This is a genomic window from Pseudomonas sp. BN606 (assembly GCF_029873115.1).
Taxonomy (GTDB): domain Bacteria; phylum Pseudomonadota; class Gammaproteobacteria; order Pseudomonadales; family Pseudomonadaceae; genus Metapseudomonas.
Genome location: NZ_SSOF01000070.1, coordinates 56092 through 68966, shown reverse-complemented (window position 1 = coordinate 68966; position 12875 = coordinate 56092). Strand labels below are relative to the sequence as shown.

General features: G+C 67.4%; 10 protein-coding genes. 5 read left to right on the top strand and 5 right to left on the bottom strand.

Translation table 11 applies throughout. The features are described 5' to 3' along the window. The first annotated feature begins 177 nt into the window (after positions 1-177). On the top strand, positions 178-786 hold the full coding sequence (locus E8E75_RS12830) for a TetR/AcrR family transcriptional regulator (protein ID WP_280359064.1): 609 nt from the start codon (positions 178-180) through the stop codon (positions 784-786). Positions 787-870: 84 nt separating this feature from the next. Here the strand turns inward: E8E75_RS12830 and E8E75_RS12825 are convergent, their stop codons facing one another. Together E8E75_RS12825 and E8E75_RS12820 are read right to left on the bottom strand one after the other, a co-directional pair. Further along, entirely contained in the window at positions 871-1824 is a 954-nt protein-coding gene (locus E8E75_RS12825) for a PDR/VanB family oxidoreductase (RefSeq protein WP_280359062.1), read from the bottom strand. A 105-nt stretch (positions 1825-1929) separates the two neighbouring features. Continuing rightward, positions 1930-3054, bottom strand: coding sequence for an FAD-dependent oxidoreductase (locus E8E75_RS12820; RefSeq protein ID WP_280349329.1), 1125 nt, complete (start codon positions 3052-3054; stop codon positions 1930-1932). Positions 3055-3244: 190 nt separating this feature from the next. On the opposite strand from E8E75_RS12820, the gene E8E75_RS12815 reads away from it, so the two are divergent. Next, positions 3245-4168 carry a LysR family transcriptional regulator gene (locus E8E75_RS12815; protein WP_077522268.1) on the top strand — a complete coding sequence of 308 codons (924 nt, stop codon included), beginning with the start codon at positions 3245-3247 and terminating at the stop codon, positions 4166-4168. A gap of 3 nt (positions 4169-4171) precedes the next feature. Here E8E75_RS12815 and E8E75_RS12810 read toward each other — a convergent pair whose 3' ends face one another. Next, positions 4172-6160: a methyl-accepting chemotaxis protein gene (locus E8E75_RS12810; RefSeq protein WP_280359060.1), complete on the bottom strand. Its 1989-nt coding sequence runs from the start codon at positions 6158-6160 to the stop codon at positions 4172-4174. Between the two features lie 324 nt (positions 6161-6484). Between E8E75_RS12810 and E8E75_RS12805 the strand changes: the two genes are divergently transcribed. The 3 genes from E8E75_RS12805 to E8E75_RS12795 all read left to right on the top strand — a co-directional run bounded on the left by E8E75_RS12805 (position 6485) and on the right by E8E75_RS12795 (position 10308). Then, positions 6485-7642, top strand: a complete 1158-nt coding sequence (locus tag E8E75_RS12805; protein WP_280359058.1) for a prolyl oligopeptidase family serine peptidase — start codon at positions 6485-6487, stop codon at positions 7640-7642. Positions 7643-7664: 22 nt separating this feature from the next. Further along, the gene (locus E8E75_RS12800) at positions 7665-8600 is read left to right on the top strand and encodes a VOC family protein (RefSeq protein ID WP_280359057.1); all 936 of its coding nucleotides are present in this window, start codon (positions 7665-7667) and stop codon (positions 8598-8600) included. Between the two features lie 292 nt (positions 8601-8892). Next, entirely contained in the window at positions 8893-10308 is a 1416-nt protein-coding gene (locus E8E75_RS12795; RefSeq protein WP_280359055.1) for an MFS transporter, read from the top strand. A gap of 121 nt (positions 10309-10429) precedes the next feature. On the opposite strand, the gene E8E75_RS12790 is transcribed toward E8E75_RS12795, so the two are convergent. Both E8E75_RS12790 and E8E75_RS12785 read right to left on the bottom strand, forming a co-directional pair. Beyond that, positions 10430-12067, bottom strand: a complete 1638-nt coding sequence (locus tag E8E75_RS12790) for an arylsulfatase (RefSeq protein WP_280359053.1) — start codon at positions 12065-12067, stop codon at positions 10430-10432. A gap of 15 nt (positions 12068-12082) precedes the next feature. Further along, complete coding sequence (locus tag E8E75_RS12785; protein ID WP_280359051.1) at positions 12083-12871, bottom strand: cyclase family protein; 789 nt, start codon at positions 12869-12871, stop codon at positions 12083-12085. Positions 12872-12875 lie beyond the last annotated feature (4 nt).

Sequence of the window (12875 nt, the reverse complement as noted above, 5' to 3'; positions counted from 1 at the left end):
GTTCTTGTCCTCATGGGCGTTTTGACAGGGTTGCCTGCATCGAGCGCCCGTCCCCCTGATATGCTCGCGCCTTCCCGCCGTGGCAGCGGCGGAACAGGCTCGCGGGACGGCCGATCGAGCAATGTAAGCACCGCTCACATTAGTCATCCCCTCAACTCCGGTCAATGGTTATTCGGCATGAACGAGACACGTGCGTACCACCATGGAAACCTTCGCCAATCCCTGATCGACGCAGCCCTGGAGGCGGTCGAGCAACAGGGCTACCAGGCCTTGTCATTGCGCGACCTGGCCCAGGTGCTGGAGGTTTCCAGGGGAGCGCCCTATAGGCATTTCGCCGATCGCGATGCGCTGTTGCGCGCCTGCGCCTGTGAAGGTTTCCGCCGGCTACTGGACGCCCACGGCAATACGGCGCAGGAAACCGGCACGGCCGGGGACAGGGCGCGGGCGGCCTGCCGCGCCTTCCTCGCCTTCGCCGAGGCGCAACCGGGACTGTTCCTGCTGATGTACGACTCGGGCCTGCTGCAACAGGCGGAGGATGAAGATGAGTTGGGCGCCCTGCTCCACCAGGTCTACAGCGGCATCGCGACCACGTTGCGCGAAGCCCTGGAGGAGTCCGATGACGATCGCCTGCAGGGCCGCCTAATCGCCATGTGGTCGACCCTCTACGGCTACGCGCGTCTGCGCCAGAGCAACATGCTCAAGCCGTACATGCTGGGCGCGCTGAGCCGCGAGCAGACCGAGGCGGCAGTGATCACCGCCGCCGTGGGCCCGCTGCCAGGCATGTAGGACGCGCGCAGCTGGCGGTGCGCGCGGCGCACCCTACGGCCGACTGTACTGTGGGAGCGAATTCATTCGTGATTGAAATCCCTCCTACAGGTCCAGCACCAGCCGAGGGCTACGCGAGCGCGAACAACAAGGGGTGAACTGGTCGTTTTGCGCCCGCTCGGCGGCGGTAAGGAACATATCGCGGTGTTCCGGTTCCCCCTCCAGCACGCGGGTCAGGCAGGTGCCGCAAATGCCCTGCTCGCAGGACAGCGGCAGGTCGATTCCCGCCTCCAGCAACACGTCGGCGACGCTGCGCCCCGAGGGCACCTGCAAGCAGCGCCCGTCCCTGGCCAGCTGCACCTCGAACGCCCCCTCCTCGCCCCCAGCCACGGGCTCGACGGAGAAGTACTCGCGGTGCAGGCCGGCCTCCGGCCAACCGGCCCGGCGGGCCTCGTTGAGTACATGGTTCATGAAGCCGCCGGGGCCGCACACGTACAGGTGGTCACCGGCCCGGTAGCCGTCCACAAGCTCGAACGCACGCAGGCGCTGCGCATCGCCTTGGTCGTCGAAGTGGAAGACCACCTGATCGTGGAAGGCGGAACGGCGAATACGTTCGACGAATGCAGTCCGCGCCTGCTCCCGGCTGCAATAGTGCAGTTCGAAGGGGGCGCCGCTCGTGGCCAGCCGCTCGGCCATGCAAAGGATCGGGGTGATCCCGATGCCGCCGGCGAACAGCAGCGTCCGCCCGGCCCCCCGCTCCAGCGGGAACAGGTTGCGCGGCTCGCCGATGCGGATCGTCGCCCCCTCCGCCACCTGCTCATGCATGGCCCGGGAGCCGCCCCGGGAGGCAGGGTCCAGCAGCACCGCGATCAGGTAGCGATGGCGTTCGTCCGGGTGGTTGCACAGGGAGTACTGGCGCACCTGGCCATTGGGCAGGTGTACGTCGATATGGGCGCCCGCACTGAACGGCGGCAAGGGGCCGCCGTCGGCACGGGCCAATTCGAAACTGCAGACGCCTTCGGCTTCTCGCAGTTTGCGCGTGACCGTGAGCTCGATCATGGATCGCTGACCTCATGGATGAGACAAGGCCGCGCATCCGCGGGAGCGGATACGCGGGAGCGGATACGCGGGAGAGTGGAGCGGGGTTCGGGACCGGCCGTGGGCTCAGATGGGCTCGGCGGTGCGCGCCAGCATGGCCTTGGTCAGACCGATGCGGTCGAAGCTGGCGTCGTGGGCCATCTCGCGATCCCCGGCGAGGATGGAGTTCTCGCTGATGTATTTGCAGCGCTCGAAGCGGCGCGCCATGAAGCGCTCCAGGCGTGCTTCCAGCGAACCGCCGCCGGCCAGTTCCAGGCTCAGCACCAGGGCGTCCTCAATGGCCATGCCGGCGCCCTGCCCCAGGTGCGGCGTGGTGGCGTGGGCGGCGTCGCCAATCAGCAGCACGCGCCCCTTGAACCAGGGCTCGTCGACGAACACCACCTCCATGGGCTTGTACACCACCTGGCTGCTGTCGGTGATCTGCTCGCGCAGCTCGCCCACCAGGCCGCCGATGTGCTTGATGCGGTCGCGCATCAGCTCGGCGAAATGCTCCGGCTCGTACCAGGGGTTACCCGGCTCGTGGGAAGTGGAAAACATGTACATCAGGTTGTCGGCCAGTGGCACCAGGCCGGCGTTGCCCTCGGCGCCGGTGTAGCTGGCCAGGTGGTCGATCGAACTGTGCCGGGGGAAGTTGTAGCGCCACACCGCCTGGCCGGTGAAACGCGGCGTGTAGGTCTCACCGAAGAGCATGCCGCGGATCTTCGAGTAGACGCCGTCGGCGCCCACCACCAGGTCGTAGCGGCCGGTGCTGCCGTCGGTGAAGGTCACGTCGACGCCCGTGGCGTCCTGTTCGAAGGACTCAACCGTGAGCCCGAGGCGCACCTGGGCGCCGAGTTCGATGGCGGTGCCGCTCAGCACCTGGTGCAGGGCCAGGCGCGAAATGCCGACGTTGGCCGGGTACTCCGGGCCCGCCAGTCGCTGACCGGGGATCCGCACCCGGGCGTTGCCCTGCAGGTCGTAGATGCCCACGTCGTCGAAGGCATAGGCGGCGTCCAGATAGCGATCGAGAACGCCGAGTCGGGCCATTTCACGCACCACGTTGCTCTGCTGGATGATGCCGACGCCGTAGACAGTCCACTCGGACTTGATCTCCACCAGGTCCACCGGGATGCCCTGGCGGCGCAGCGCGATGGCCGCGCAGAGACCACCGATGCCACCACCGACGATGAGTACCTTGCTGATATCGCTCATGGATGAATCCTTGTTCTTGTTGTGTGACGCACGGGACATCGCGAGCACGGCGGCCCGGGCGAGCGTTTTCGGGAAGGGGGACCGCAGAGCGGTCCTTGGAAGCACAGGCTAGGAAGGCGGGAACAATTTGACTAATCGTTAGTCGGGATGCAGGGTATCGCGAAAATAAATACAACAAGAGACGCCTGACATGCGCTTCAAGCACCTGGACCTGAACCTCCTGGTGGCCCTGGATGTACTGCTGGAAGAACAGAACATCACCCGCGCCGCCGCCCGCCTGCACATGACCCAATCGGCCACCAGCGGTGTGCTGGGCCGCCTGCGCACCTATTTCGAGGACGACCTGCTGGTGCAGGTGGGCCGCAAGATGATGCCCACCCCATTGGCCAAGGAACTGGAGATCCCGGTACGCGAGGTCCTGCTGAAGATCCAGACCTCCATCACCGCCAAGCCGGTCTACGACATTTCCGAGAGCAAGCGGCACTTCCGCATCATGGCCTCGGACTACCTGATCAGCGTGCTCTTCGCCGAGGTAATCCGCGAGATCAACCACGAGGCGCCGCAGGTGACCTTCGAACTCATCAGCCCCGGCGAGACCGCCGTCGAGATGCTGATGCGCGGCGAGGTGGACCTGATGATCGCGCCGGAGCATTACGTCGTGAAGGAACACCCTTCCCAACTCCTGTTCGAGGAGCAGCACGTGTGCGTGGTGTGGGATCAGAACGCCAGCGTCGGTGAGCGCCTGACCCTGGAGCGCTACCTGGAGCTGGGGCACGTCAGCGTCGCCTTCGGCCGCAGCCGTACGCCGGGCATCGAGGAGTGGTTCATGTCCCAGTACGGCTGCAAGCGCCGCCTGGAAGTCATTACCCACGACTTCAACACCCTGCCCCAGCTGGTGATCGGCACCGAGCGCGTCGCCACCATGCACAGCCGCCTGGCGCGGCTCTACGCGCGCAATCTGCCGCTGCGCATCCTGCCACCGCCGGTGGAGTTGCCGGCGATGCAGGAGTACATGAGCTGGCACCGCAGTCTGGACCGCGACCCCATGCTGCGCTGGCTGCGGGAAAAGCTGATCGACATGCTCCAGCGGCCGGAGTCTCCGGTCTCGCCCTAAGCCTCAGGCACCCTGGCTCTGGTGGAACGCGCCCACCGCTCCGCCGAGGCTGGCGCTGAGCAGCTGCAGGCTGCCGGACGCCGCCTCCAGCTCGGCGCAGTCCCGCGCGTTCTGCTCCACCACCGCGCCCACCTTGCCCACCGACTCGTCCACCCGACAGACCATTTCATGCTGCTGGGCGGCGGCCTGGGCGATGGTCAGGCCGGTGTGTTCGAGTTGCCCCATGGCTTCGGTGATGGAGGCCAACACGCCGCTGGCGCGACCGGCCAGGTCCACTCCCTCGGCGGTCAGGCGCTGGCTGCCGCGCAGCCCCTCGGCGGTTTCCCGCGTCAGTTGGCCGAGCCGCTGGATCATCGCCTCGATCTCGCCGGTGGAGCTGCGCGTGCGCCCGGCCAGGGCACGCACCTCGTCCGCCACCACGGCGAAACCCCGGCCGTGCTCACCCGCGCGAGCCGCCTCGATGGCGGCGTTCAGGGCCAGCAGATTGGTCTGCTCCGCCACCGAACTGATCACGTCGAGCACCGCGGTGATGGCCTCGCTCTGGGCTTCCAGCACCTGCATGGACGCGGCGCTGCCGCTCATTTCCCGTGACAGCCGCTGCAGGCTTTCGCTGGCCTCGCGCATCAGTGCGTCGCCCTCGCGGATCAGCGTTCCCGCGTCCGCCAGGGCGGCCTGACTGCCGTCCACCTGGGCGCTCACCTGGGCCGCCGAACGGGTCATGTGGCGCATGGCGTCGGCAACGCGGTCGGCCTGCTGGCGCTGGGCATCCACCCCCTGCCCGGTGCGCTCGACCATCCCGGCCAGGGACCCGGCGGCCTGGTCGAGCCGCGCCACTTCCGCGCCTATCCGCCCGACCAGGGCGCGCAGCGCCGAGAGCATCTGGCCGATGGCTTCGCCCAATTGGCCCAGTTCATCTCGCCGCGCAGCGGGCAGCGGCCCCTCCTCCAGGTCGCCGGCCGCGACCCGCCGGGCGAGGCCGAGCATCTGCCGCAACGGTGCGACGATGGCGCGGCGGATCGCCAGGCAGGCGCCGACGCTCGCCACCAGCGCCAGCAGCACCATGGCCAGCAGCTGCAGGTCGAGGCGCTTGCGCATCGCGCCATCGGCCTCGGCGCGCAGCGTCCGTTCCCGCTCCAGCAGGGTCGTCAGCTGCAGGGCGGCGCTAGCCATGCCGGCCTGGGCGGTGGCGGCGGTTTCACCGCTGGCGGCAAAGCGCAGGAACGCCTGGCGATACTGGTCCAGCGTGCGACTCGCCTCGTCGAGCGAACCACGCCGCTCGCCGTCCAGGCGCGAGGCCAGGCTGGCCAGGGCGCTGCCCAGCTCGCTAACCCGATTCTCCCAATCATCCCGGTAGCGCTTATGCGCCTCCAGGGAAAAATACAGTTCGGAGTCCCGCAGGTGGGCCAGGCGCTCACGCAGGCTGGCCGCCTCTTCCAGCAACTGCATCTGCTGCGGCTCCACCACGGCACCCTGCTCCAGCGCGAGATTGATGTCATCCGCCTGGTCGAGGAACAGCCCGCTGAAACGCTCGCCGGTGTCCTCCGCCAGACCCTGCATGCGCAACCGAGCGTCCAGCGCCACGCGGCGAGCGTCAGCATAGCCCCGGAAGGCCTCCAGATAACCCTGGGCGCTGGCCTCCAGGGCCGCTCGGAAGACGTCTCCGGAGCCCACCCGTGGGGCCTCGTCACGTAGCCGGCGCAACCCGGCCTCGACCTCCCCTGCTGCGCCCGCCGACGGCGCCAGGCCATACGCCCGCTCCGCCAGACGCGCCTCCGCCAGTGCAGCCTGGAGGTGGTCGAGTGCACGCAGCTGGGCCGCACTCGCCTGAGTGAGCTGCAGCGCCTGCCAGGCGGCCACGGCCATGCCCAGGGTGCAGGCCAACACCAGGCCGAAGCCCAGAGACAGCTTGCCGCCGACGCTCAGGTGGCCGAGCCAGCGCCACAGCGAGGTGGCGATTCTTTCGTGTCGTGGAGCGGTAACGGGCAAGGGCATCCTCCTCATCGGATCGGGCGCAGGAAGCGCGGCCGCGTACCCTAGCCAGCCCGGCTGCAAGCCAACCAATCGAGACTGGCGATGCGAGGCATCGCCGTTGGCCATGGTTGCCGCAAGGTATCTCGCCGGCAGATAGCTGGCATCCGAACAAGCGATTTGTCCAATTCCTACCCCCATGCGAGCTTGCCAGGGCCGCCCCAGCCGGGTGGTCGACGCCCGTATCACTGCCTGATGCGGGAGCAGTCATCCAGGGAGCGCCCGCCCTGCGCCCAGCGCCAACCGCCGCGAAGGCGCGCCCCGGATCAGAAGAAGGAAAACAACAACATGTTCCGTTACTTCCCTACGAACTACGTCTGGAATCTCTCGGTGGACCTGGCCCTGGAAATGGGCGCCCGCATCGGCGAGATCGTCGAGATGTGCGAACCCCTGCAGGACGCCGCCAAACAACCCGACGCCGCCGGTACCCGGGCCTTCCGTGAAACCTGGTCGAAAATGGCCGACAAGCTCTGTGACCTCGCCCGCGAGGACGAAGTGAAAGGCCGCCTGCTCTCGGCCGGCGAGAAGTACAACCGCGCCGCCACCTACTACCTGACCTGTGAACGCCTCCAGGCCCACGGTGCCCCCGGCCGTCTGGAACTGTACCAACGCTTCCTCGACACCTTCGCCCGCGGCATCGCCCTCTCTGGCGAGAACTGCGAACGGGTGGAGATCCCCTACGAGGGCAAGGTCATCTCCGGCCTGTACGTTCGTGCCGAGGGTGTGGAAGGCCCCGCACCGCTGCTGGTGCAGCTAAACGGCCTGGATTCCACCAAGGAAATGAAATACCGCGTCGGCCTGCCGATGTGGCTGGCCAAGCGTGGCGTGTCCTCGTTGCTGATCGACCAGCCGGGCACCGGCGAGGCCCTGCGCCTACATGACCTGAAGGCCCGCTACGACGCTGAGCACTGGGGCAGCCGCGTCTTCGACTGGCTGGAGACCCGCGAGGACGTGGACGCCAGCCGCATCGGCTGCGAAGGCGTGTCCCTCGGCGGCTACTACTGCCCCCGCGTGGTGGCCTTCGAACCGCGCTTCGCCTGTGGTGTGGTCTGGGGCGCCAACCATGACTGGCGCGACGTGCAGAAACGCCGTCTGGAGCGCGAGGGTAGCTTCCCGGTGCCGCACTACTGGGAGCACGTGCGCTGGGTCTGGGGCGGCAAGGACGTCGACGAGTTCATGACCATCGCCGAGAACGTCCACCTGGACGGTGTGGTGGAACGCATCAAGGTCCCCTTCCTGGTCACCCACGGCGAACAGGATTCGCAAATCCCGCTGAAGTGGGCCCACCGTACCTACGAGCAGTTGGTGAACAGCCCGAAGCGCGAACTGAAGATCTTCACCCCGCGCGAAGGCGGTGTGCAGCACTCCAGCTTCGACAACTCCATCAATGCCGGCCAGTACATCGCCGACTGGGTCGCCGAGACCCTCGGCGGCCGTACCGCCTGATTGCCAAAACGAGAATCCGACCATGAATATCATCGGACCTGATTACCTGGTGTTCGGCGTCGACGACGTTGACGCCTGCGTGCAATACCTCACCGACTATGGACTCAAGCCACGCGGTCTCGACGCAACCGGCGGCTACCTGGAAGCCCTGGACGGCACCGGCGTCGTCATTCGCCATCGCGACGACGCGCGCCTGTCGAAGGCGATGGAAACCGCCAGCACTCTTCGTGAAACGGTCTATGGCGTTGCCGACGAAGCGACTCTTCAGGCCATCGAGGCCGAGCTGTCGAGAGATCGCGACGTTGTTCGTGGTAAAGACGGCGTTCTCCGCGTAGTGGATGACATGGGCTTTGCCCTCGGTTTCCAGATTACCTGCCGACGCACTCTCGACCTGCCCGGCGAGATCAGCAACGCGCCTGGTTCCAGCTTCAGCCGCGAGGTCAATACCCTGGGCGCCAGCGACGAGCTGGCCGCCCTGCCCCGCAGCCTGTCCCATGTCGTCTACTTCGTCCCTGACTACGCCAAGGCGGAAGCCTTCTACCAGCGCATCGGCTTCGTCTGCACCGACCGCTTCACCGATGTCGGGCCGTTCCTGCGCCCGGCCGGCACCCTGGACCACCACACCCTGTTCCTGATCCAGACACCTCCGTTCATGAAGGGCATTGAGCACTTCACCTTCCACATGGGCGGCCCCACCGAAGTGATGCTGGCCGGCACCCGTTTGGTGGAGAAGGGCTACGAGTCGTTCTGGGGCCCCGGCCGCCACCAGTTGGGTTCCAACTGGTTCTGGTACTTCAACAGCCCCATGGGCTGCCACGTGGAGTACGACGCCGACATGGACTTGCACGACGAAAGCTGGACTGCCCGTGAGGCTCTGCCCGGCGCGGACAATTCACAGTATTTCCTGTTCCACTACCAGGAAAAATGGGCACCGGGTGGTCCGCCGCCCAAGCATTGACGCGCTCCGTCGTCATCGGCAGGCACACCCCCGGAGCCGCACGCCCCGGGCAAGGGGAACCTGCCGCCTCAACTCCCGGGAGCCGGCTGGCCCGGGAGTCTTTTTGCGCCCATGGCATGGTGACGATCAGTCACTTCGCCAACGCCACGGACCCCGCCCACAAGGCATGGGCTCCGCCTTTTTCATCCCCTCGGACCGGTGTTCCCCATGGCGACAGGCTGTAAGGGACATCGGTCAATCCCTTAACCTGTACGCCATTCGTCACGCCACCGACCTCCCGCCAAGGAATTCGATGAACGCGCCACCCCGCCACCTCCCCGCCGGCCATGCGCAATTGCGCAGCCTGCTGCCCGGCCTGATGCTGGGCCTGTTCATGGCCGCCCTCGACCAGACCATCGTGGCCGCCGCCCTGCCCGCCATAGCCCGCCAACTGTCCGGTGCCGAACTGCTGGCCTGGGTGGTTTCCGGTTATCTGCTGGCGATGACGGTGGCCACGCCGCTGTTCGGCAAACTGGGCGACCAGTTGGGTCGCCGGCGGATGCTGGCCGTCGCCCTGCTGCTGTTCGTCCTGGCCTCAGTGCTTTGCGCGCTGGCCCGCGACATGGGTGAATTGGTGGCTGCCAGGCTGCTGCAGGGCATCGGCGCCGGCGGCCTCATGGCCACTACCCAGGCCCTGGTTGGCGACCTGGTGGAGCCCGCCGAGCGCGGCCGCTACCAGGGCTGGTTCAGCAGCATGTTCGCCCTGGCGAGCCTTGCCGGGCCAGTGCTGGGTACCGGCCTCAGCACGCGGCTGTCCTGGCACTGGGTGTTCTGGCTGAACCTGCCCCTGGGGGTACTGTGCTTCCTGCTGGCGCGCCCCGCGCTGAAGTCCCTGGTGCAGCAGCGCCGAGACTCACCCATCGACTACCTGGGCGCCGCCCTGCTGTCTCTTGGCCTGGCCTCCCTGCTCTGGCTGGTTGGCCGTGTCGGCCACGCGGTGGATCCTCTGGACGCCGGCAACCTCGCCGCGCTGGGGTTGTGCGCCGTGGCACTGCCGCTGTTCGTCGCCAGCCAGAAGCGCGCCAGCGATCCGCTCATCCCCCTGCCGCTGTTACGCATCGCGACGGCGCGGGGCGGCTGGCTGCTGCTGTTCTTCGCCAGTTTCCAGGCGATTGGCCTCGCCGTGCTGATTCCCCTGCATACCAGTGGCCAGGGGTTTTCCAGCAGCACCGCACAGCTCACCGCCATCGCCTTCGGTGCGCCCCTTGGCGCCTACCTTGGGGGACGGCTGAGCGCCCACTGGGGTCGCTACAAAGGCCTGCTGGTCACCGGCAGCGCACTGCTGCCGTTGGCCTTGTTGGCCTGGGCCTGGCTACCGCTGTCCGCCGGCGGTCATCTGCTGGTGCTGCTGCTTTGTGGCGCCGCCCTCGGCATGCAGTTCCCCACCTCCCTGGTGGCGGTGCAGAACGCCGTGCCGACCGAGCACCTGGGCGTCGCCACCGGTCTCTGCGGCCTCTCGCGCGGCCTCGGCGGTGCACTAGGGGTAGCAGCATTGTCCAGCCTTTACTGGCTGCTCTCGCCGGAGGCGCCGAGCGACGCCCTCGAACTGGCCGGCGGCGCACTCGCCGGCGAGGCCTTCCGCCAGCTGTTGCTGCTGGACAGCCTGGTCGCCCTGCTACCGCTGCTGATCGCCCTGCGCCTGGAGGACCTGCCGCTGCGCCGGGCGTAGGGTGCACGGCGCACACCGCCCGATCCATCCTACGAACTGACTCCAGCCCGTAGGATGGGTAGAGGAACGAAACCCATCGCCTCGTTGGAGTCCAGGGCGATGCGGCACAGGCGCTTCGGCCTCATTGCACCCCTGCAACCGGCGGCGCGACCACTCCGACCCGGCGCGCATAGTCCAGCCAGGCCCCCTTGAGGCGCTCCAGGGTCGCCGGCTGTTCAGCTGCCAGGTCCCGCTGCTCGCCGCGATCCCGGGACAGGTCGAACAGCTGCCAGCGGAGCGGCGGCGGAACGTCACCGGGCTTGCCCCAGGGCACCAGGCCGAGCAGTTTCAGGTTGCCTTCGCGGTAGTAGCGGCTGCCGAACAGCTCCCCGGCCATGACTGGTTCGGGGCGGCCCTGGCCTTCCAGCATGGGCAGCATCGAACGGCCGGTGATGGGGTGCTTCGGCTGGCCGTTCCAGCTGTCGCCCGGATCGGGCAGACCAGCCAGGGCGAGGAAGGTCGGCGCCAGGTCGTCCACCCGCGCGACGCTGCGCTCCAGGCCCTGGCGACGAAGGCTGGCCGGCAGCAGGACGATGGCCGGGACGCTGATGCCGCCCTCGGCGGTGCTGCCCTTGAACAGCCGCAGGGGCGCCGCGCTCACCTCGGCCCAACGCAGTCCGTAGTCGATCTGCGAGCCGCGCCGGCCAATGTTCGCCAGGGTGTTGTCGGTGTCGGGCCCGGCTGGGTAGAACTGCTCGTGGCGCTCGCCGGCAGCGCCATTGTCGGAAATGAACACCACCAGGGTGTTGTCCAGTTGGCCGCTCTGGCGCAGGTAGTCGAGCAGGCGACCGACGTTGTGGTCGAGGTTGTCGACCATGGCCGCGTAGATCTCCATCTTGCGGGCCTCGACGCGCTTCTGCGCGGCGTTCAGGTGATCCCAATCGGGAAGTTGCGGGCTCGCGGGCAAAGGCGCGGCACTCTGGAAGTCCGCGGGCAGCAGGCCCATGGTCTTCATTCGCTCGATTCGCCCCTGGCGGATTGCGTCATAACCGCCGTCGTAGCGACCCCGGTACTTGTCCAGGTAAGCCTCCGGCGCCTGTAGCGGCCAGTGTGGCGAGGTGTAGGCGGCGTAAGCGAAGAAGGGCTTGCCGCTGCCTTCCCCCGCCTTCAGGTAGCCGATCAGCCTGTCGGTGTAGAAATCCGTGGAGTAGAAATCCGCCGGCAGCTCCACCGGGCGACCGTTCTCACGGTAGGTGACCTGTTCGAGCTTGGTCGCGGCGCCCGCCGTCGGCTTGAAGTGCACGGCGCCGCCCTCCAGCAGGGTGAAAGACTGCTCGAAGCCGCGCCGGTCGGGCCCCTGCTCCGGGGCTAGGCCCAGGTGCCACTTGCCTACCATGCTGGTGCGGTAGCCACCACCCTGCAGCAGCTCGGCGATGGAATGAGCCTGCTGGTTGAGGTAACCCTCGTAACCCGGCTTGCCGCGCTGGAAGGGCTGGATCGCCTCACCCATGGTGCCCTGCCCGGCCAGGTGGTTGTCGGTGCCGGACATCAGCATCGCCCGCGTCGGCGAACAGGTGGGCGCAGCGTACATGTTGGTCAGCTGCAGGCCGCTTTCGGCCAGGCGATCCAGGTTCGGCGTGGCGATCTCGCCACCGAAGGCGCCCAGGTCCGAGTAACCCAGGTCATCGGCGACGATCAGCAGGATATTGGGCCGCTCGGCGGCGCCGGCATGAAGCGACGCCAGGCAGGCCAAGGCAAGCAGCAGCAGGGGAAAGCGCACGGGGAGCTCCTGTTCTCAGTCTTCGAAGATGGCCACCGCGCGGACGAAGCCCGCCGAGGCATGCTTGATCTTGTAGGGGAAGCAGGACACCAGGAAGCCGCTCACCGGCAGGCTGTCGAGGTTGGCGAGCTTTTCCATCTGGCCGTAGCCGATGTCGCGCCCGGCCTTGTGGCCTTCCCAGATGATCGAGGCATCGCCCGATTCAGCGAAACGCTCGCGGGTGTACTTGAACGGCGCGTCCCAGCTCCAGGCGTCGGTACCCACCACCCGCACGCCGCGCTCCAGCAGGTAAAGCGTGGCTTCACGGCCCATGCCGACACCGGCTTCTAGGTAGCCCGGCTGACCGAACAAGCTGCCGGCGCGTGTGTTCACCAGCACAATGTCCAGCGGTTGCAGCTCGTGACCGATGCGTGCCAGTTCGGCTTCCACTTCGGCGGCAGTGACCACATGGCCGTCGGGCAGCTGGCGGAAATCCAGCTTCACCCCCGGCTGCAGGCACCACTCCAGGGGCAGTTCGTCGATGCCGAACGCCGGCTTGCCGCCATCGGTGGTGGAGGCGTAGTGCCAGGGCGCGTCCATGTGGGTGCCGCTGTGGGTGGTAATCGCCAGGCGCTCGGCAGCCCATGACTCATTGCCCGGCATCTGGTCGATGGACAGGCCGGGGAACATCGCGGCCATTTCCGGCCAACCCTGCTGGTGGTCCATGTAGTCGATCCTCGGCAGAAGCGGCGGCGGATCGGTGTAGGGGTTGTTGTCCAGGGTGACGGAAAGGTCGACCAGGCGGCGTTTGCGGGCAAGGGTCATGGCG